Source organism: Paenibacillus sp. Soil787, from assembly GCF_001429545.1.
Classification (GTDB): domain Bacteria; phylum Bacillota; class Bacilli; order Paenibacillales; family NBRC-103111; genus Paenibacillus_E.
Window position 1 is genome coordinate 165,737 of record NZ_LMSP01000012.1, and the last position, 19,616, is coordinate 185,352.

Genomic DNA, 19,616 nt, shown 5'->3' on the forward strand with positions numbered 1-19,616 from the left:
TTATTGCAGTACATGTACTACACTAAGAGTTTGCGGCACATCTCCTCGCTTCTATACGGATTCAAAAACAACTTCCCTGGTATTTATCTCGTTGAATGTACAACGGAATCACACCTCTCTTGTTTCACCGTCATAAGTATTATGTATGATCCGAATCAAATTATACGTGTTCATTTCATAAAAAGAGTTTACGCCCCAATGTTGATTCTTCATTACTGTATGTAGTTCTCTAAAGGTGCTCCGTCCTATGTTGCAGCAGTAAGGTCCAATCTCCAGTCGTTGCACCGCATAAAGCTTCCAGGCGGGTATTCGAAGCTGCACTCGGCCATGAACGTGAAGCCGAATTTCCGGCAAATAGCATTCGATGCGGGGTTGTCGACCGACGGGAACGCATGAATGTGCCTGCTCTTTTGTTCCGCTTTGGCGCTTGCAACAGCCGCCGCGGTTGCTGCGCTGGCAATACCTTTGCCTTGGAAAGTCGGCAAAACGCCCCAGCCGATCTCGTACACGGTCTCTTCCTTCCAGACGCGCTCCCAGTAACCGATGTTGCCGACTGCTACTAGTTCTGGAAGCAGGACAATGCTGAACATCCGGCCCTTTCCCCTACCGCTAATCTCGAAGTAACGTTTGTGGCGAGCCAGGATCTGTTCCTCCGTCTCCGGACCACCCAAGTGTTCAAGCATCTCTGGTGCATTCAAGCGATACAACAGTTCAAGATCAACCTCTGCCCAGGGCTCGATCCTTACCTTCAAATCGTTCATTCGATTTAGCATTTTTCTCACTCCTACGAAGGAAATTATTTCATAATAAGTTCTTTCTCATTGTACTTCTGAATTATGAGCCTCATCAATCAAGCTTCCTTTTTACGATCACAAAGTGTTAAGGCTTAACACAAATACTCAGAGGTCCGAGAGGTCGGAAATTGACTTCTCAGCTGACCGGCATTTCTCATAATTTCCTATACAAAGAAAAACAGGTCGCCGCGGCGCCTGCTCTGGCCATCTTATGTGTATCCTTGAAACCCCTGAATACTTACTTGAAGTCTTTATTATCAAGCATAATTAATTGGGAGGTTGACGTTTTCGCGGTCTGTTTCGTATGTTGAACGAGATTGAAAATGTCTTTATACGCTTGTTTTGCCCCTATAACCAATAAAGGCACACCTATGAAATCAATTTTTAACCAACGTGAAAGCATACCGCCGCATGTCATCGTAAAAGGCACTGTCGGAGACGTGTTGGATAAAATGATTTTTTCGTTGAGAACCTCTTCTTCTAATAGCATATCAATGAGATTAAATACACCCGGTACTAGGATTTTAGACCTTCCTCTGCCCATTGTGTATACTTTATTGCCATCCTCATCCTTGCCATGAAAATAAAACTTCCCCCTGTCTTTGTAAACTAGCTTATTGAAATTGTGTGTATTCAGTATCTCATTTGTTGTAGGCTCGCGAGAACCGTCCAACTTTTTGAGATGATAAGCTGCTGCTAAACATGTTGTATGTGTTCCCCCGAAATCGTTATAAATATAGATCATTGTTCATACCCACCACCCAAAGTACAATATTGTATAAAACTTCATTACTCATTATCTCCTATAATAACAAAACAACCTTATTCTTACAGAGTTATATTCGTCGTTATCATCCAGGTAAGCGTTTAACTTGTATAAGAGACCACTAATCCGAGCATATTACAGTTTGTTGTATCCTTTTAAATAACAGCGAGGGAGCATTCTTAAATATGACAACAAACAGCGGACATCAAGGAGCGCATGGGATCGGCCAAGAAATTGAACAGTTGAACAATCAGGCGCAAGCGGCTGAGCTGATGCAAGGAAAAAATAAGGTAGATCAAGAAATCATTGCTGCAGCTAACGAGCACAGTTCCGAACTAGACCAAATCATTGAACGTGAGACAACGTAATTGTAACGAATTTGGAGAAAAAACACAGAGAAACCACGCACAGATGCGTGGTTTTTTTGGTATTCAGCTAGGAATATCACTTTGATCAGATGTATAATCGGGATCCATATTTTTTGTTTCTTTGCCAAAAAACAATAAAACCAGCGCTCCGATGACAATTGCTACGAAGAATACCATAAAAATGGAACTTATCGCTTTATTACTCGCCACCAATAGCCCTACAAGGTACGGACCAATAATACCGCCAATACGTCCAAAAGATGCGGCAAGCCCTACACCCGTAGAGCGTACTTCTGTCGGATACAACTCAGGTGTGTAGGCATACATAGCCCCCCAAGCACCAAGATTAAAAAATGATAAGCTTACACCGGCTGCTATCAACATCCCTTCCGTTTCAGCACTACTAAACCATATTGCGCTTGCTGCAGTTAGCAGCAAATAGGTGACGAGCACAAACTTACGACCGAATTTCTCAATCAAATAAGCAGCGGTAAAATAACCTGGAAGCTGGGCCAACGTCATAATCAATACATATTGAAAGCTTTTCACGAGACCAAAACCCTTAAGAACCATGACGGTTGGAAGCCATAGAAACATCCCGTAATAGGAAAATACCACCGTGAACCACAAAATCCAAAGTGTTAAGGTAGATCTTCGGTATTTAGATGACCATACGGAAGCTACACGTTCGCGGAAAGACAACTTCCGGCTGTGCAGCTCGGTATATCGAGGTGAATCTTGAATCGATCGTCTGAGGTATAAAGCATATAAAGCCGGCAGCGCACCAATAATAAAGGCCGCACGCCAGCCGTAAGTAGGAATTACGAAGTAAGCAATAAGCGCCGCAACGATCCACCCGCAAGCCCAGAAGCTTTCAAGCAGCACGACAGCACGTCCCCTTTCATTAACGGGAAACGACTCAGAAACAAGAGTTGACGCAACGGGAAGTTCCCCGCCAAGACCTACCCCAGTAACGAAACGCAGGATACAAAGGATAACAAAGCTAGTGGCAAGAGAAGAGAGTCCGCTTGCAGCAGAGAATATAATAAGCGTTCCAAGTAACACCATCCGACGTCCGTATCGATCAGCTAGGGAGCCAGCTAGTAAAGCCCCTACGGCCATTCCGATCGAATTAATGGCTGCCAACAGACCAATCTGCTGTGCGCCTAATTTCCACTCGACTGCTAGCGCAGCCACAATAAACGAGATAATCCCTACATCCATAGCGTCGAACAACCAGCTAATGCCAGTACTGAAAAGCAACTTTCGTTTCGCTGGTTCGCGCAACAAATTTGTTTTATTCACATTCAAAACGCATTCTCCTAATCATCGCGATAGCTTACCTTACCCCTATTTTGTGTTACATAACCGAAAAACACTCCCTCTGTAATTCAATTCTCAGACTTCAAGTTGAAACATCCAATCATCGCATTAAATGTGAACAATCTAAACATAATATGGGTATCAATTACAGGAGGAAACATGAAACATTCAAAAAAAATGCTTACAGTATTAAGCTGTTTACTTGTTTTAACTGGTTGTGGTAAAGGGAATGTCGCCCCTCAGAAAGTTGGAGTCTCCACACAACAAGGCGGTATGGATAATCGGATATTGGATCCTAAAATTATAAATCAAGACGTGTTGCTTCAAAGGGGTGATGCCAACGTTGAACTAGAACAACGCGGCTATCGCGCGCAAGATGTTGCTCCTTCCACTAATGGCTCTATCAAAATCCTCAGCGGAAACCATGAACTCGTTCAAGTTTGGCCCAATCCCTCCATCCAGCCTAAAGAAGGTAGTTATGCAGAGAATGTGGTCTCACAAGCTGCAATGTTCTATGGAACTCCGTACGAATTCAGTTCGGATCGATCGGACCCGTCCACTTTTGACTGCTCCGACTTCACACGTTGGGTTTATCTTTCTTCTCTAGGGATGGATCTCCCAAAAGATTCTCGGAGTCAAGCGTCCTATGTTCAATCTTTTTCCAATCGGACATATACATCTATCGATCAAGCCCAGCGTGGAGATTTGCTCTTCTTCGTCAGCTATAAAGGGACAGATCCGGATCAATACATCGGGATAGATAAATCAATCGGAAACATTACACACGTTGGTCTCTCTTTGGGTAATGGAAAAATCATCCACACTGCCTCAGCCGCCACAGGTGGCGTACGTATAGATGAACTTGCCAATAATCATCTAACCTATCGATTTGTCTTAGGAGGTTCACTACTAAACACCAAATAATTATTCGAGATCTATGAGGACTTCCGCAGCAGTCGGCAAACTCTCACATATCTGATCGCCCTGGTTTCCATCCAACTTCTTGAGACCAAACATGAGCTTTTTGTAATATCTCCCAAACGACTGGCCCTTTGCCTTCAACATACTTGGTTCGATCATTTGTAAATAAACTCATTAATCTATGTTTTTCCTGCGCATATCTCAAACAATCTTGTGAATGTTCTCGCAAGTAATCTCTGAAAAGCAACGTTTTTTGTTCTGCAAAACTCCCCATCTCTCTAACATGTATGTGCGTTCTTCTCTTTCCTGGCAGCTCCCGAAAATACTTTTTGGTTTTGTCAGGATTCTCTTTCCTTAATCTAAAGCCAGTTTCTTCGATTTTAGATTTATAACTAGAATCATCGTCCAATTTAACAACTGAGATTTGAATATCAATGATCGGCTTAGCATCCAAACCAACAATTGATGTGGACCCAACATGATCAATACGAACAGCCACGTTTCCTAAAGAGTCTCTTAATTTTAAGCCAATCTCATCAAAAAGGTCTCTCCAATCTGAATTATACTCCGCAATTTTCCATTGATCTTCCATGCTTGTAATTAATCCCTTATAGGAATTAATATTTCAACATTTTCTTCCTCTACATTTTCCTCATAGTAAAATATTTCGATCGGACATGATTGATCCAAAAACTTCTGTTGATATCCATTTTCTTTCATCCACTCAAAAATTCTCGAGTATGCTTCACCTATTGTTTTGTTTGTACAATTTATTTTGGCATAAGTGACGGTTGGAAGTTTAAAACCAATCATTCCATCGGGTATTAAAGTTAAATCATCCACTTCAAGGCATGCAAAATAAGTAGCAAATATCCCATTGCACATATATGGTGAAAATAAGACTTCCTGATCCTTCGAATTTATGATCTCATGTCTTCTCCCACCAAATTGAGTTTGGATCTGTACGGCAGCATCTGGGAATCCTTTTGGAAAATTGGCTGTAAGACTCTGACCAACTAATTGAAACTCTCGTCTAAGAGTCTCACAGTGATATGTAATCATCGTTTTATTTTCCAAAGCAATCGTCCCTCTCTATTGATTATTTATTTTGTATTAAACCGATCCCATTCCCTACTGGATCCACTAGATAGGCTAGATAAAAATCATCAAATTCCATTTTGCCTCTAACAATTTGTGCTCCCGATTCAACGGATTTAGTAAGTGCCTCATCTATGTTGTCAACTTCGATTTGAATTCTAATTCCATGTGGAAAATCACTGGGTCCCTTAGAAATACCGCCATTAATGCCAGATTTATCATCATTCCCAGTTGTCACTGGATGATATCCCCAGTTAGGCTCTGCAATCTTCCAACCAAAAACAGACGAATAAAAACTTGTAGCACGTTCCGGATCTTGACTATTCATTTCAAATAAAACAACACGACCCAAATGACTCGACCTCCACAATTGGTATTTATACCCATCTCCATCATACCGAATATTTGTTCCCATGTAAATGAAATTATTTCTAAATTGAACAAAAAAAACCGATCCTCGATGACCAAGGAACGGCTTCTTTTGGGGGTATTAATTATAAGTAATCTTTAAACCTAATTCCAAAGCTCGGGCAAGCGCCCCTTCAGAAAATTTAGGTTTCTTATATTTCTCTTCAAATTCTTCCTTAGATAGAGGTGTCCAGATGAAATCTTTATTCTGATAAATCCACGTTTTGGTTCCCCAATCGACGTGAACCGTACGGCTCGCAACCTTTTTTACGACGCCAATCTCGATAATAACACCCGTTTTACCGAATATTTTGGCACAGTATTTGTTAAGCATTTCACTCATAACAACACCCCATTTCTAACGCCTGATCTTAGTGAATGTAGGATACTTGAAGCTACTTCAAAAGACTGTTCGTCATCTTGAAATTCATCACGAAAGGAATCACTCAATACCTTATTAATCGCCTTACCGAGTGATAAAGCATCCAGATCATCTAGATGTTTAGTGATATAAATGGTTATCGTTCGCGTTTCACCATCATACTCATCATCCGGACTGCCCATCGCTAGAAGCTTTACGGGGTCCCATCTATCGATGTGATGTTTCACGACCTCCATAATAGGCGTCGGGTCATAAGGTAGGGATTCTAAATACTTATTCTCTTTCATGATTTCCTTTTTAATACTCCAAAGCATAACATTCATTTTCGTCTGATCAGATACTGCTCTAAATTTCAATAGAAAAGCCTCCTTTACAGGACGCTTTCTCGATCTTCTGTCACAATCTTTTCAGACCGTTCAATTATCGCCCCATTGAAGTTTAGCATTTTCCCTGTACCTTGAGCAATACATTCCATCGGATGCTCTGCGAGATGAACCGGAACGCCTATGTCCTGCTGCAATCGCTTATCCAATCCTTGCAATAATGCGCCTCCTCCACACAACAAGATGCCCTGCTCCATCACATCACCGGCAAGTTCTGGCGGACACTTCTCCATCGCGAGTCGAATACAATCTATAATGGATTTAATAAAATCATCCATAATCTCGAAAATTTCCTTCGATGAGATCGATATCATTCTTGGCAAGCCCTCCACAAGGTCACGCCCTCTTACATCCATCTTCACTTCATTCACAGGCATCACAACAGCAGCGACATTCTTCTTGATTTCCTCCGCAGTCCGTTCTCCAATAGCCATATTATAAGTTTTCTTCACATACTCAATGATATCCTGATCTATCGACATGCCTCCACGGCGAACTGACTCACTTACGACAATTCCACCAAGAGAAATAATGGCTACTTGGCTTGTCCCTCCGCCGATATCAAGGACCATACTGCCAATTGGATCTGCAACTGGAAGCCCGGCGCCCATAGCCGCAGCCAGCGGCTCCTCAATCGTGATAGATCTCCTTGCTCCTTTATGTACAATCATTTCTTCGACGGCGCGCTTTTGTACATTCGTAATTCCACAAGGCACAGAAATCAACACTTGGAAGCTGCGAAACCATTGATAACCTCTTTTTATTTTGCCTATAAAATATTTCAGCATCGCTAAGGTCATATCGAAATTCGCTATAACCCCATCCTTTAAGGGATAGATGACCTCCACATTTGCTGGAGTTCTTCCTATCATGTCATAGGCTTCCTTGCCAAAAGCTTTAATCTCCCCGGTATCCGTTTGAATGGCGACAACAGAAGGCTCTGACAATACAATCCCTTTTTTTTGTTGATAAATAAGTGTGTTACAGGTGCCCAGGTCTACTCCAAACAGTTCTTCCAATCTCTTTAACATGACTCGCTCCTTCTCGCTGTTCAATAGACAATGCCCATAGTAGCGTGTATATTAGTTGATTTTGACTTAACTGCATCTTCATACTTGTTCGCATTGAGCAGCTATTTTTGGAGGGTAATGCAAAAAATGCTGCCCACCCTTAACGGTGAACAGCACTCTTAAGTGTTTATTTAGTTCGCAGCTGCTGGTTCTGCTACTGCTTTATAAGCTGAGGAAACATACGTTACGGCTTTCGCCTCCGTTATCACATCAGCATACATGGTGTCCGGTTTTGGATCTTGCAGGGTATACGATATCACCGCTTGACCGTTTTGGTCAAATCGAACATTTTGAATGGCAATACTGTAACCTGCATTCGGCTTTTGACCTCTTGATAAGGTAACCTTGTTCACATCGTCTGTCACTTTCTCCACAGTTACGGATACATCTTCTACAGGTGCCGGTTTTTGGATATGTGTTTCCAAGACGCGAATCGCATTGTAGATCCAGCCTGCAGCTTCGCCACGTGTAAGTTCGGCTTTGGGATTAAACTTGCCATCGTTGTCTAATTGTGTAATTTTATAAAGCAGCAAGCGCTGTAAAGCCCCTTGATATTCAGCTGTGATCTGATCCTCATCCTTGATCGGGATAAACATTTTCACCAGCGGGAAATTACCCTTTTTTTCCAAAGCTCGTACAAGCATTTCCCCAAATTGTTCACGAGTAATCGTAGCGTTCGGGTTTACATCCTTAGGAATGTTCATGCCGTTGTAGTGCGCTATGATAAAGGCATCCGCATACCAAGCATCATTCGGAATACTGGTATAAATGTCAGAAGCTAATGGTTGTTTAATAAAACGCAACGTATCCATGTTTAAATTCATGCCTTTTACAATCAATTGAACGGTTTGGGCATAACTAATCTTTCCTTTTGGGACGAAATGATCCTTATCAATACCGCTCACGATTCCGCGTTCTTGCAGGGCAGAAATTGCTGCAGCTTGTCCTTCCTCTACATCCGTAAAAGCGAAGGCACTGCTAAAAGTCAAACTGCTAACCAAAGCTGTTGTCAAAGTTAAAGCTGCTATCTTTTTCATAGTTAATTCTCTCCTTTTAGTTGATTATCTAATGACACACTCTTAACGTATCGTGTTTGATAAATGTTTCAGTGATTTCAAAAAAATAAAAACCGAAGGATTACCCCCGGCTATATGACTTTAAATGAAGTTCTAACTTCTACTGTCGATCATGATAGTATTCTCCTTAATTCTTTGAACAACATACGTCAAACAATCACTCTTAAGCAGAATTTCACGCCCATTTCTCTCTATATTAAATTGCAATGCTTTTAAAGTAGTAAAGGTTACTTCCCAGTCTGGATACGCCGATGATAATAATTGTTTCGCATCATTTGTTGTTAAGTTAAGCTCCATAAATGGATCTAATTCCATTCCTGTTTCTACATCTATTTCTTGAATGTTAGTGCTCATAATAATGCAATTTATTCCGTTCTCTTTCGTTCCTCGTGCCATTCTCTCTAAAACTTGTTTAAATTTCGGGACTGATTCCACATGTTCTAATGCAGAAACTGCAATGATGTAATCAAAATAATTCTCTTCGATGAGATAGTCTCCAATGTCTGATAGCTTCGGTTCTATGTACGGCCGAACGCCATTTTGTTCACTATAATCTACTAATTTCTTTAGTGCAGATTCAATAATATCCACACAAACAATTTGTCCTGTCTGGTGTTCCTTCAGTGATTCAGCAATTGGAATACTGTTTCTTCCTACACCACAACCTAGATCTAATACAGTTAAATTATCATTGGACTTAAAATGAGTTAATGTATCCATCACTGTTTTTACAGGTTTTGAAAGCCATGATCCCTCTTCAAATAATTTGTAGTTATCATAACAAGCTTCATGATATTTCCGCTCTTCATCTCTAATGATTTTGATTCTATTATCCATTGTTGTTTTCCTCATTTTCTTTTCACATAAATAAACATTCACTTTACATTCGCATAACTCATAAATAATAACTATTTGTTAAAATAAAAAGACGATACGTTCCTATCCAAAAAACTTTCGTTAGAAAGGAACTACACGATGACCCATAAACACTCTTACGAAGCTGCTATTAAACATGCGTATTCTTTACGTTATTGGGAAATTTTGAAATCAACAGCCCGCTATGTGCTTTCTCGCACGATTATAAGACGATGGCGCACAGACCGAATTGTGCTGCCCGGTTCATCTCGTATTCTGTATGTCGATCCAACCGAAAACCGCGGAAGAATTCTGTATATGACAGGTGGAATGACACAACCGAGGCTGAATCTGTTTTGGAAAACGGCGGTTGCCACTTTCCGACCTACTTTGATCGTAGACATAGGTGTAAATTATGGCGAATGTTTGTTTTCCGTGACCTATCCCAAAAACAGTAAAGTGATTGGAATTGAAGCCAATCTTAATTTGCAACCGTATATTGAGCGTTCCAAGAAAGTACATCCTAACCGCAAAAGTATTAAAACCGTATATGCTATGGCTTCTAACAAAGATAACGAGAAGCAATCTTTCTTCATTAATAAATACTGGTCTGGCCTTTCGACCGCAGCTCTTGGCAAGAGGGGCTTATCGAAGCATTACCTGCAGCATAATATTCCCAGTATTACACTCGACTCTTTGCTTAGCCAGTATCCGCTGGATAAAGAAAAGCTCTTATTTAAAATCGATGTGGAAGGTCATGAAGAGAAGGTCATCCAAGGGATGCTGCATTCCATTAAACATTGTCCTCATATACTTGGATTTATTGAATTTGACAGCAAATATTTAGCCAAAAGTGATACGGATGCCCATGCATTTTTATCTTTTTTACAAGTGCATTTCAACCTTTATATTTACTTAAATAATCAGGAACTGTACCACTTCGAACAAATATCTCTGGAAAAACTGCAGCTGTTATTCAAAAAGAAACATATTCACACGGATATCATCCTGGCCTCACAGTGTGTATCGATTCCGGAGATTTATTCACAGATTATACAATTGGATTAGCACAGTTTCTTACTCATTACATACCAGCTATCTGTCTGCACTAATTCCATTCCATGCTAATACGGCTCCCCCACCTTCTTTAAAGGCATTTATCACATTTTGCGTCGTTTCAGAAAGTGCTCCTGAAGGTGGGTTCAGTTTCCCACTATATTCCATAAACGACTCTTGCATGGTTCGAAATACAATGTCTGCTTCTTCGATTTTTGCTTCTCTAATTTCAAATGACATGTAACACACTCCACTATTTGTTTGTGATTTCAATCCTCACGTTTCTCACGTAACCATTTGTTTAAAAATTCTTTTCCAGTTACAATTTCAAACGTTTTTATAAAAAACCAAGTAAATCCAGAATAGAAACCTATGAGTGGGTAGCGAAACGATGCTGGTTTATTCCCCTCGAAATAGAAATGTCCTATCCACGATAATAGGTAATGTAATAAGGCTAGAATCAGCGTTACTTTTAGATTATAAAACAAAAATAGCCAAGCTATAAAAGCCGACATAAAAGCAAAATAGTGCAGCACTCGATTGGACTTATTCTGATGCTCTTTCAGATAATAATCTAAATCGCGTTGAACTCTGACTATGAACTTCTTTAGTCTCATCTCAATTTTTCCTCATTTATCAGAATCCTTATCTTTATTTTTATCAGTTCCTTTGTTCAAATAATCTTCAAGTTCCTCTTCAATTTCCTCATTCGTCATTTGAAAATCATTACGATCCACGATGCCTAATCGTTCTTTAATTCTCTGTATATCTTCATACATTTTTTTGTTTCTTTGATGTGTACTTAAAATAAGCCCAAATATAACGGCTAGTATAAAGATTCCACCATATGGACCAAGATAAATAGAAATTATTATTGCAAAAATAATGGCTGTAATAATTCCAGTAATCGTCATTCGTTTATTCCTTTCGGTTATTGATCAATTTTTTTCGAAAATTCCCCTATGGTTTAATTCAATAAATCCCAAAATATCCCTGCACAAACTCCCCCCTTTCTTAAATATTCTTATGGTCGAATCAAAATGGACAGCCCCCGGTGAAGTGACTGTCCACAGAAATCCTTTTTCAATCATGATACGAATAAAAACCCTGACCAGATTTACGCCCCAAACGCCCTGCTTTCACATACTTCCGCAGAAGTGGACATGGACGATATTTCGAATCCTTAAAGCCTTCATAAAGAATTTCCATGATGGATAGGCAGGTATCCAACCCGATGAAATCAGCCAACTCAAGCGGTCCCATGGGGTGCTTCATGCCAAGCTTCATCACGGTATCGACCGATTCAACAGATGCAACGCCTTCATAAACGGTAAAAATAGCTTCGTTAATCATCGGCATCAAGATTCGATTCGACACAAACCCGGGAAAGTCTTTCACTTCTACAGGGGTTTTCCCCATCCTTTCGCTCAGTTTATAAACAGCTTCGAACACTTCCTGCGAGGTTTCCAAACCGCGAATAACTTCAACTAAAGGCATAACCGGAACCGGGTTCATGAAATGCATGCCAATTACTTGGGCGGGACGCCGCGTGACCGCGGCAATTTCGGTAATAGGAAGCGATGACGTATTCGATGCCAAGATTGTTTTTGGCGGACATATGGCATCCAATCTTTGGAATAGTGAGGTTTTCAACACCATATTCTCGGAAATGGCTTCTATCACAAGATCTACCTGTTCCGCTAGTTCTAATTGCTCCGCAGGCCCAATCCGACTTCGGATCTCAGCTTTCCTAACTTCTGTAAGACTTCCTTTCTCAACACCTCTTGATAGTTGTTTGTCTATCGTAGCTAATCCTCGGTCAATAACCGTCATGGAAATATCATGCAAGAGCACCTTCAAGCCCGAAGCAGCAGCAACTTGAACGATGCCACTTCCCATTTGTCCCGCCCCTACAACCATGATAGTCTGTATATTCATCTATTCACCTCCGTGTACAAACTTATGGATCTACATGCAAAAGAATCGCATCTCCTTGAGCTGCACCGCTGCATATCGCGGCTATGCCATAGCCTCCGCCAATTCTCCGCAGTTCGTGGATCAAAGTGAGTATGATTCGCGCCCCGCTGGCGCCAATGGGATGACCAAGAGCAATTGCTCCGCCATTTACATTGACGACCTCCGGATTCCAGCCAAGTAATCTTCCGCTGGTCAGCATGACGGCCGCAAAGGCCTCATTTACTTCAAACCGGTCGATTTGCTCCAGTGACATAGCCGTTTGACGTAATAGCTTCTGAATCGCCATGGCTGGTGTGGTCGCGATATATGGCGCTCTTTCACCTACAGCAGCATGACCAACAATCCTAGCCAGAGGCTTTATCCCTTGAGAAACAGCCTTCGCTTTGGACATAACCACCATGGCAGCAGCGCCGTCATTAACCCCAGGGGCGTTACCCGCTGTAATGGTGCCATCCTTTGTGAACAAAGAAGGTAATATAGCAAGCTTCTCAAGACTTGTATCTGCTCTAGGGACTTCGTCTTGACTAATTGCAATCTTTCCATCCTTACTCTCGATAGTTACAGGGACGATTTCCTCCGCAAAATATCCCTTATTCATCGCTTCTATGGCTCGCATATGACTGCGTAGTGCCCATTCATCCTGATCTTTGCGGCTAATTCCGAATTCTCCGGCAACATTGCTGCCATGAACGATCATATGCACGTTGTGAAATGAACACCATAAACCATCATGAATCATGAGGTCCACGAGGCTTTGATCTCCCATTCTTGCTCCCCACCTAGCGCTTGGCAGTGCAAACGGTGCGTTGCTCATGCTTTCCATCCCGCCGGCTACAATAATATCCGCATCCCCTGAACGTATGATTTGATCGGCCATTGTCACACTTCTCAGCCCGGAAGCACACACTTTGTTAATGGTCTCCGTCGTCACGCTCCAGTCCAGACCGGCCCATCGGGCTGCCTGGCGAGAGGGAATTTGTCCCGTTCCTCCCTGCAGCACCATCCCCATAAGCACTTCGTCAATGGTTGCTGGATCAATCGAAGAACGGAGGATTGCCTCTTTGATTGCTGTTCCGCCAAGAGTGACAGCTGAGACGTCTTTCAAGGCACCGCCCAATTTTCCAAACGGGGTTCGGGCACCGCCAACAATGACACTTTCCCTCATGGATTCACCCCCCCATCGTTCTCAATAAATGATCGTTTCTCGATTATATTGATCCAAATAATGCTTAACCCGCTGCATGAAACGGCTGCAAATCAATCCATCTGCAATACGGTGATCATAAGAAAGACACAGATTAGCCATGGAACGGATCGCAATCATTTCCTGAATAACGACGGGCTTACGTACGATAGACTCAAAAGTCAGAATGGCCGCCTGCGGATTATTGATAATTGGACAGGAAAGCAAGGATCCTACCGATCCGGTGTTACTGAATGTAAATGAACCCTCAACTAAATCGGAAGGCAGCAAGGAACCACTTCTCGCCCTCTTAACTAATTCATAAAGCTCAATCGCGATTCCTGCTATGGATTTACGATCCGCATGATAAATCACTGGGGTTGCGACGGTATCGTCGGAAATAGCAACAACGATCGATAGGTTGATATCTTTTTTGAGAAGAATGCTGCCCGTGTGCCAGGTTGAATTCAGCATGGGAAACTCCTTCAAGGCATTCACGATCGGTTTCATTACGAATGGGCTAAGCGAAAGCGGGACACCCTCCCTACGCATAAAGTCGTCTTTCAACGCTTGCCGCAAGGCGACTAGGTTACTGACATCCACTTCGATCATCATCCAAGCATGGGGATTTTCAGAGGTACTCTGCATACCCAGCCTCCTTCAGATTTCCGCTAATTGGCGCATGGCTTCTTTGACGATGTCCACATTCGGCAGGTAAAACTTCTCTAAGGTTGGTGCCATGCCAACAGGGGGAATATCAGGAGGGCAGCATCTCATGATAGGTGCATCCAATTCGTACAACAAGTGTTCCGCTATTAGAGCCGAAATTTCAGCACCAATGCCACCTGTTTTATTATCTTCGTGGACAATCAATATTTTGCCGGTTTTGGCAGCCGCCTCATAAATAGCAGGCTTATCGAGCGGATGAAGCGTCCGCAAATCCAATATCTCTGTACTTACCCCTTCTTGCTCCAGCTCAAACGCGGCTTTAAGTGCATAATGTACCGACAAACCATAGGCAATCACTGTGATATCCGTACCCTCACGCCTTATGGCTGCTTTGCCAATTGGCACTGAGTAATCTTCTTCAGGTACTTCATCGGATATCGAAAGATAGCACTTCTTATGTTCGAAAAAAAGAACCGGATCCTCATCACGCACAGCCGCTTTCAGCAACCCTTTGGCATCATATGCTGTAGAAGGCGCAACAATCTTGAGCCCCGGAGTGCCAAAAAAGACTGATTCCGGACACTGTGAGTGATACAATCCGCCTCCGCCTGTCGCACCATAAGGTGCACGAATGACGATTGGACAATGCCAGTCATTGTTCGAGCGATAACGGATTTTCGCTGCTTCGCTTATGATTTGATTAGCCGCCGGGAAAATAAAATCGGCAAACTGGATTTCCGCTATCGGCCTCATCCCGACCATAGCCGCTCCAATCGCAACACCCACGATGGCAGATTCTGAGAGTGGCGTGTCGAGGACCCTCAGTTCACCGAACCGATCGCGCATGCCTTTCGTCGCATTAAGGACGCCGCCTTTCCCAATATCCTCCCCAAGCACAAAAACATGCTCATCACGTTCCATTTCCTCGATCATCGCTCGGCGAATGGCCTCCAGATACGTTAAGATTGGCATTTATGCCTCACCCCCATCTTCCGCATAAACGTGCCGTAATACATCCTCAGGAGCCGGATATGGGGCTTTTTCAGCATATTTCGTTGCTTCATTCACTTCTTTAGTAACACTCTCATTCAGCATTTGTTCGATCTCTTCCGACATAACGCTGCATTCGATCAAATAACGACGAAACCGCTGCAAACCGTCCTGCTCCTTATGGTATTCCACCTCTTCCTTCGTCCGGTACAACATATCGTCATCCGCAGTAGAATGCGGCGGGATCCGATAAAGCATCGCCTCGATCAACGTCGGCCCATATCCGCGAACGGCACGGTCCCTAGCTTCTTTGACCGCGCGATACACCTCAAGAGTGTCATTGCCGTCAACACGCTGACCTGGGAAGCCATAGCCTGCTGCACGATCGACAACGCGTCCGGCAACCTGTCTATGCGCAGGGATGGAAATGGCATACTGGTTATTTTCGCATAAGAAGATAACGGGCAGCTTGAATACACCGGCAAAATTGAACGCTTCGTGCACATCCCCTTGATTGCTCGCCCCTTCGCCAAAGCTGACGAAAGCGACATGATCTTCCTTTTTCATCATGGCCGTCAGTGCGATGCCGACTGCATGCAAGGCTTGCGTGGCAACTGGACTTGATCCCGAAACAATATGGTGCTTCTTATAGCCAAAATGCCCTGGCATCTGCCTGCCTCCGTTAATGTCTTCCGCTTTAAATAAGGCTGCCAGCATGAGTTCACGCACAGTCATGCCCACCGTTAAGACAAAGGCATAATCCCTGTAATAAGGCAGAAAATAGTCATGCTGCTTATTTAATGCGAACGCCGCTGCCACCTGAGTCGCTTCTTGACCGACACTTGAGATATGAAAGGCCGTTTTGCCTGATCGTTGAAGAAGGGTTGCTCGCTCGTCAAACTTCCTCGCTTTGAGCATGAAGGTATACATCTGCAGCACCTGTTCATCGGTTAAACCGAGCTGTTGATGCTTGATAACTTGCTGAGAAGACATAGGAACTCCTCCTCTCTCCTGCTGCTACATATTTCTGCGATATTGGCCGCCTACCTGATACAGCGCGTGGGTAATTTGCCCCAAGCTTGCTACCTTAACCGTTTCCATCAATTCGGCGAAAATGTTGCCACCTTCCAGCGCAATTTGCTGCAGCTTTGCCAAAGCTGTGGGTGATTCTGCTTGGTTCCTCGAAAGGAACTCCCTGAGATTCGTAATTTGCTGCTCTTTTTCTTTCGTCGTAGCCCGAGCTAGCGGGATATTCATGTCCTCATCTTTGGAAGGATTGGGATGAAGGAACGTATTCACGCCAATAATGGGCAGCTCGCCATGATGTTTTTTCATTTCATACAGCATCGATTCATTCTGGATTTTACCTCTTTGATACTGAGACTCCATGGCTCCGAGTACGCCGCCTCTTTCGCTAATTCGTTCTAACTCCTGCAGCACAGCCTCTTCAACCAAATCGGTCAATTCCTCGATGATAAATGAGCCCTGCAGCATGTTTTCGTTTTTAACAAAACCAAGCTCTTTTGTAATGATTAATTGAATAGCCATCGCTCGACGTACGGATTCCTCCGTTGGTGTTGTAATAGCCTCGTCATAAGAATTCGTATGAAGCGAGTTACAGTTATCAAGAAGGGCCATCAGCGCTTGCAGCGTGGTTCGGATATCATTAAAATCAATTTCCTGCGCATGCAGAGATCGCCCTGACGTTTGGATATGATATTTCAGCTTTTGACTGCGTTCGTTAGCATTGTACTTATTCTTCATCACCGTAGCCCATATTCGCCGGGCAACCCGCCCAATCACGGTATATTCCGGATCAAGTCCATTGCTGAAAAAGAAGGACAGATTCGGTGCAAAGTCATCAATCGGCATGCCTCTAGCCAAATAATACTCAACATAGGTAAATCCGTTAGCTAGTGTAAAAGCGAGCTGTGAGATCGGATTCGCCCCTGCCTCGGCAATATGATAGCCCGAAATAGAAACCGAGTAATAGTTACGGACTTCATGATCGATAAAATATTGCTGAATATCACCCATCATCCGCAGTGCGAACTCCGTGGAAAAAATGCACGTATTCTGCCCCTGATCCTCCTTCAAAATATCAGCCTGTACCGTCCCCCTCACCGATTTCAGCGTCTGACTGCGGATCTGGTTCGCCTCTGCAGTGCTTGGTAATCTACCCTGTTCCCGGGAGAAGTGTTCGATCTGGAAATCGATCGCTGTGTTCATGTACATCGCGAGAAGTATCGGTGCAGGTCCGTTGATCGTCATCGAAACCGAAGTCAAAGGATCACATAGGTCGAAGCCGGCATACAGTTTTTTCATATCGTCTAGTGAACAGACGCTAACCCCGCTTTCACCGATCTTGCCGTAAATGTCCTGCCGTTCATCAGGATCCTCTCCATACAGAGTGACGGAGTCGAAAGCTGTGCTGAGACGCTTGGCTTGATCGTTCTGCGACAAATAATGAAATCGTAGATTCGTGCGTTCCGGCGTCCCTTCGCCTGCAAACTGGCGTTTGGGGTCCTCCGCTGTTCGTTTGAAAGGGAAAACACCTGCTGTAAAGGGAAATTCCCCCGGAACATTCTCACGGTACATCCAGCGAATGAGATCTCCTGCATCGCGGTATTTAGGCAAACTAACTTTAGGGATATCTAGTCCCGACAAGCTTGACGTTGTCAGCTCTATTACGTATTCTTTATCCCGTACACGGGTAGTGAATGTTTTGCCAGTATATTTTCTTTGCAGCTCCGGCCACTGGGCCAGTAGATGGCGAGTCTCTTTTTGCATACGCGTCTCTACATTCATCTTAAGTGTTTGCAGCACAGAAATACTTTCGCCTGCTTCAAGCTCCTGTTGTAGGGCTGTTATCGCCCCTTCAATTCGGTAGCAGGCAGTGGCCAGCTCGGCTTCCCTTTCTGCGTAGGCATGATACGCCCGAACTGTATTCGTGATTTCGCCTAAATACCGTGTGCGGTCAGCTGGTATGATGACATGGGTCTTAGCAGCTACATGACCAGTCGAAAATCCATGAACAGGCCACTGCAAAGCACATTTTCGATTCAAGGTATCGACGAGTGCATGGAATAACGTATCTACGCCAGCATCATTAAATTGACTAGCCATCGTGCCATAGACAGGCATGGTTTCAAAATTTAAATCAAATAAACCATGATTTCTCTGAACTTGCTTCTTCACATCTCGAAGCGCATCCGCAGAGCCTCTGCGGTCGAATTTATTAATCGCGATTAGGTCTGCGTAATCAAGCATATCAATCTTCTCTAATTGCGAAGGCGCGCCGAATTCGCTTGTCATCACATAGAGCGACACATCGGCAACTTCGGTGATCTGATGATCACCTTGACCAATTCCGCTGGTTTCCACCACAACAAGATCAAAGCCGGCCGACTTCAAGACGGCAATGGCAGGAACAATAGCAATGGACAGCTCATTGCCCGAGTCCCGTGTTGCCATACTTCGCATATACACGCGATCGTTGTGGACAGCATTCATGCGTATGCGATCCCCGAGCAAAGCGCCGCCGCTTCGCTGCTTGGTTGGATCGACTGATAAGATAGCGATCGTTTTATCCGGGTACTGGCGCAGGAAACGCTGGACAATTTCATCGGTTAGGGAGCTTTTTCCCGCTCCGCCTGTGCCTGTGATGCCAACAACTGGACATGCGGCCCCATTTGACTGATTACTTAATGTCTCTATCTCCGATTTCGATTCCCTGCTTTCGCAAGCTAGTTCGGCAGCGGTTATGAAGCGGGCTATGGACCTATGATCTTTGAATTGCCCTATCTCGCTTACTTCGTAACCTTGAACATAACCAGAAGCCGTACTAAAATCACACTCCTTCATCATGAAGTTAATCATCCCTTGCAAGCCAAGCTCTCTTCCATCATCAGGCGAAAATAGACGAGTAACGCCGTAGTTATGCAGCATTTTGATTTCCGAAGGAAGGATTACTCCCCCTCCGCCACCGAAGACCTTGATCTCGGGTGCTCCTTTTTCACGTAATAAATCAATCATATAAGTAAAGTACTCGACGTGCCCGCCTTGATAGGATGATACGGCAATTCCCTGAACGTCCTCTTGAATAGCTGCTTGCACAATATCCCTAACGGATCGATTATGCCCTAGATGAATGACCTCCGCTCCACTGGCTTGAAGAATTCGCCGCATAATCGTAATGGACACATCGTGGCCGTCAAATAAAGCCGAAGCCGTTACGAATCTCACCTTATGCTTCGTACGATAGTTGGTTCCCGAACCCACAGTTGACACGGTTGCA

23 protein-coding genes are annotated in these 19,616 nt (G+C 43.6%); 3 read left to right on the forward strand and 20 right to left on the reverse strand.

Going from position 1 to position 19,616, the window contains the following annotated elements; genetic code table 11:
* Positions 1 to 245: 245 nt before the first annotated feature.
* Positions 246 to 773 carry a GNAT family N-acetyltransferase gene (locus tag ASG93_RS13265; RefSeq protein WP_056832633.1) on the reverse strand — a complete coding sequence of 176 codons (528 nt, stop codon included), beginning with the start codon at positions 771 to 773 and terminating at the stop codon, positions 246 to 248.
* A gap of 259 nt (positions 774 to 1,032) precedes the next feature.
* Positions 1,033 to 1,539, reverse strand: a complete 507-nt coding sequence (locus ASG93_RS13270; RefSeq protein WP_056832635.1) for a DUF3189 family protein — start codon at positions 1,537 to 1,539, stop codon at positions 1,033 to 1,035.
* A 206-nt stretch (positions 1,540 to 1,745) separates the two neighbouring features.
* Between ASG93_RS13270 and ASG93_RS13275 the strand changes: the two genes are divergently transcribed.
* Complete coding sequence (locus tag ASG93_RS13275; RefSeq protein ID WP_056832636.1) at positions 1,746 to 1,928, forward strand: hypothetical protein; 183 nt, start codon at positions 1,746 to 1,748, stop codon at positions 1,926 to 1,928.
* 63 nt (positions 1,929 to 1,991) lie between these two features.
* Here ASG93_RS13275 and ASG93_RS13280 read toward each other — a convergent pair whose 3' ends face one another.
* On the reverse strand, positions 1,992 to 3,239 hold the full coding sequence (locus tag ASG93_RS13280; protein ID WP_414858863.1) for an MFS transporter: 1,248 nt from the start codon (positions 3,237 to 3,239) through the stop codon (positions 1,992 to 1,994).
* Positions 3,240 to 3,410: 171 nt separating this feature from the next.
* On the opposite strand from ASG93_RS13280, the gene ASG93_RS13285 reads away from it, so the two are divergent.
* A complete protein-coding gene (locus tag ASG93_RS13285) occupies positions 3,411 to 4,175 on the forward strand; it encodes a C40 family peptidase (protein WP_056832638.1) in 765 nt (254 codons plus the stop codon).
* Between the two features lie 43 nt (positions 4,176 to 4,218).
* On the opposite strand, the gene ASG93_RS13290 is transcribed toward ASG93_RS13285, so the two are convergent.
* The 8 genes from ASG93_RS13290 to ASG93_RS13325 form a co-directional block, all read right to left on the reverse strand.
* A complete protein-coding gene (locus tag ASG93_RS13290) occupies positions 4,219 to 4,764 on the reverse strand; it encodes a GrpB family protein (RefSeq protein WP_056832640.1) in 546 nt (181 codons plus the stop codon).
* Between the two features lie 8 nt (positions 4,765 to 4,772).
* Positions 4,773 to 5,249, reverse strand: a complete 477-nt coding sequence (locus ASG93_RS13295; protein WP_056832642.1) for a GyrI-like domain-containing protein — start codon at positions 5,247 to 5,249, stop codon at positions 4,773 to 4,775.
* 22 nt (positions 5,250 to 5,271) lie between these two features.
* Positions 5,272 to 5,622: a VOC family protein gene (locus ASG93_RS13300; RefSeq protein ID WP_056832644.1), complete on the reverse strand. Its 351-nt coding sequence runs from the start codon at positions 5,620 to 5,622 to the stop codon at positions 5,272 to 5,274.
* Between the two features lie 138 nt (positions 5,623 to 5,760).
* Complete coding sequence (locus ASG93_RS13305) at positions 5,761 to 6,021, reverse strand: hypothetical protein (protein ID WP_056832646.1); 261 nt, start codon at positions 6,019 to 6,021, stop codon at positions 5,761 to 5,763.
* Complete coding sequence (locus tag ASG93_RS13310; protein ID WP_056832648.1) at positions 6,018 to 6,416, reverse strand: hypothetical protein; 399 nt, start codon at positions 6,414 to 6,416, stop codon at positions 6,018 to 6,020. Before ASG93_RS13310 ends, ASG93_RS13305 begins: the two co-directional genes overlap by 4 nt.
* 14 nt (positions 6,417 to 6,430) lie before the next feature.
* Positions 6,431 to 7,474, reverse strand: a complete 1,044-nt coding sequence (locus ASG93_RS13315; RefSeq protein ID WP_056832650.1) for a rod shape-determining protein — start codon at positions 7,472 to 7,474, stop codon at positions 6,431 to 6,433.
* 170 nt (positions 7,475 to 7,644) lie between these two features.
* Positions 7,645 to 8,550 carry an S-layer homology domain-containing protein gene (locus ASG93_RS13320; protein ID WP_056832653.1) on the reverse strand — a complete coding sequence of 302 codons (906 nt, stop codon included), beginning with the start codon at positions 8,548 to 8,550 and terminating at the stop codon, positions 7,645 to 7,647.
* Between the two features lie 132 nt (positions 8,551 to 8,682).
* Positions 8,683 to 9,426: a class I SAM-dependent methyltransferase gene (locus ASG93_RS13325; RefSeq protein WP_056832655.1), complete on the reverse strand. Its 744-nt coding sequence runs from the start codon at positions 9,424 to 9,426 to the stop codon at positions 8,683 to 8,685.
* A 138-nt stretch (positions 9,427 to 9,564) separates the two neighbouring features.
* Here ASG93_RS13325 and ASG93_RS13330 point away from each other — a divergent pair, with 138 nt between their 5' ends.
* Entirely contained in the window at positions 9,565 to 10,512 is a 948-nt protein-coding gene (locus ASG93_RS13330) for an FkbM family methyltransferase (RefSeq protein WP_056832657.1), read from the forward strand.
* 27 nt (positions 10,513 to 10,539) lie between these two features.
* On the opposite strand, the gene ASG93_RS13335 is transcribed toward ASG93_RS13330, so the two are convergent.
* The 9 genes from ASG93_RS13335 to icmF all read right to left on the reverse strand — a co-directional run bounded on the left by ASG93_RS13335 (position 10,540) and on the right by icmF (position 19,600).
* Positions 10,540 to 10,740 (reverse strand): hypothetical protein, encoded by a 201-nt coding sequence (locus ASG93_RS13335; RefSeq protein WP_056832658.1) that lies wholly within the window; start codon positions 10,738 to 10,740, stop codon positions 10,540 to 10,542.
* 29 nt (positions 10,741 to 10,769) lie between these two features.
* Positions 10,770 to 11,117 (reverse strand): DUF962 domain-containing protein, encoded by a 348-nt coding sequence (locus tag ASG93_RS13340; protein ID WP_056832660.1) that lies wholly within the window; start codon positions 11,115 to 11,117, stop codon positions 10,770 to 10,772.
* 12 nt (positions 11,118 to 11,129) lie between these two features.
* Entirely contained in the window at positions 11,130 to 11,414 is a 285-nt protein-coding gene (locus ASG93_RS13345) for a hypothetical protein (RefSeq protein WP_056832663.1), read from the reverse strand.
* A gap of 169 nt (positions 11,415 to 11,583) precedes the next feature.
* Positions 11,584 to 12,438, reverse strand: a complete 855-nt coding sequence (locus tag ASG93_RS13350; protein WP_056832665.1) for a 3-hydroxybutyryl-CoA dehydrogenase — start codon at positions 12,436 to 12,438, stop codon at positions 11,584 to 11,586.
* Positions 12,439 to 12,460: 22 nt separating this feature from the next.
* Positions 12,461 to 13,642 carry an acetyl-CoA C-acetyltransferase gene (locus ASG93_RS13355; protein ID WP_056832667.1) on the reverse strand — a complete coding sequence of 394 codons (1,182 nt, stop codon included), beginning with the start codon at positions 13,640 to 13,642 and terminating at the stop codon, positions 12,461 to 12,463.
* 21 nt (positions 13,643 to 13,663) lie between these two features.
* The gene (locus ASG93_RS13360; RefSeq protein ID WP_056832669.1) at positions 13,664 to 14,308 is read right to left on the reverse strand and encodes a 2-oxo acid dehydrogenase subunit E2; all 645 of its coding nucleotides are present in this window, start codon (positions 14,306 to 14,308) and stop codon (positions 13,664 to 13,666) included.
* A gap of 12 nt (positions 14,309 to 14,320) precedes the next feature.
* On the reverse strand, positions 14,321 to 15,301 hold the full coding sequence (locus ASG93_RS13365) for an alpha-ketoacid dehydrogenase subunit beta (protein ID WP_056832671.1): 981 nt from the start codon (positions 15,299 to 15,301) through the stop codon (positions 14,321 to 14,323).
* Complete coding sequence (locus ASG93_RS13370) at positions 15,302 to 16,312, reverse strand: thiamine pyrophosphate-dependent dehydrogenase E1 component subunit alpha (protein ID WP_056832673.1); 1,011 nt, start codon at positions 16,310 to 16,312, stop codon at positions 15,302 to 15,304.
* A gap of 24 nt (positions 16,313 to 16,336) precedes the next feature.
* Positions 16,337 to 19,600: a fused isobutyryl-CoA mutase/GTPase IcmF gene (gene icmF / locus ASG93_RS13375; protein ID WP_056833456.1), complete on the reverse strand. Its 3,264-nt coding sequence runs from the start codon at positions 19,598 to 19,600 to the stop codon at positions 16,337 to 16,339.
* Between the last annotated feature and the right edge of the window lie 16 nt (positions 19,601 to 19,616).

Coding starts and splice junctions, on each gene's coding strand:
- ASG93_RS13270 (WP_056832635.1), bottom strand. CDS start 1,539: ATGATCTATATTTATAACGATTTCGGGGGAACACATACAACATGTTTA.
- ASG93_RS13315 (WP_056832650.1), bottom strand. CDS start 7,474: ATGTTAAAGAGATTGGAAGAACTGTTTGGAGTAGACCTGGGCACCTGT.
- ASG93_RS13285 (WP_056832638.1), top strand. CDS start 3,411: ATGAAACATTCAAAAAAAATGCTTACAGTATTAAGCTGTTTACTTGTT.
- ASG93_RS13345 (WP_056832663.1), bottom strand. CDS start 11,414: ATGACGATTACTGGAATTATTACAGCCATTATTTTTGCAATAATAATT.
- ASG93_RS13350 (WP_056832665.1), bottom strand. CDS start 12,438: ATGAATATACAGACTATCATGGTTGTAGGGGCGGGACAAATGGGAAGT.
- ASG93_RS13335 (WP_056832658.1), bottom strand. CDS start 10,740: ATGTCATTTGAAATTAGAGAAGCAAAAATCGAAGAAGCAGACATTGTA.
- ASG93_RS13325 (WP_056832655.1), bottom strand. CDS start 9,426: ATGGATAATAGAATCAAAATCATTAGAGATGAAGAGCGGAAATATCAT.
- ASG93_RS13330 (WP_056832657.1), top strand. CDS start 9,565: ATGACCCATAAACACTCTTACGAAGCTGCTATTAAACATGCGTATTCT.
- ASG93_RS13360 (WP_056832669.1), bottom strand. CDS start 14,308: ATGCAGAGTACCTCTGAAAATCCCCATGCTTGGATGATGATCGAAGTG.
- ASG93_RS13370 (WP_056832673.1), bottom strand. CDS start 16,312: ATGTCTTCTCAGCAAGTTATCAAGCATCAACAGCTCGGTTTAACCGAT.
- ASG93_RS13355 (WP_056832667.1), bottom strand. CDS start 13,642: ATGAGGGAAAGTGTCATTGTTGGCGGTGCCCGAACCCCGTTTGGAAAA.
- ASG93_RS13290 (WP_056832640.1), bottom strand. CDS start 4,764: ATGGAAGATCAATGGAAAATTGCGGAGTATAATTCAGATTGGAGAGAC.
- ASG93_RS13275 (WP_056832636.1), top strand. CDS start 1,746: ATGACAACAAACAGCGGACATCAAGGAGCGCATGGGATCGGCCAAGAA.
- ASG93_RS13365 (WP_056832671.1), bottom strand. CDS start 15,301: ATGCCAATCTTAACGTATCTGGAGGCCATTCGCCGAGCGATGATCGAG.
- ASG93_RS13340 (WP_056832660.1), bottom strand. CDS start 11,117: ATGAGACTAAAGAAGTTCATAGTCAGAGTTCAACGCGATTTAGATTAT.
- ASG93_RS13305 (WP_056832646.1), bottom strand. CDS start 6,021: ATGAGTGAAATGCTTAACAAATACTGTGCCAAAATATTCGGTAAAACG.
- ASG93_RS13265 (WP_056832633.1), bottom strand. CDS start 773: ATGCTAAATCGAATGAACGATTTGAAGGTAAGGATCGAGCCCTGGGCA.
- ASG93_RS13320 (WP_056832653.1), bottom strand. CDS start 8,550: ATGAAAAAGATAGCAGCTTTAACTTTGACAACAGCTTTGGTTAGCAGT.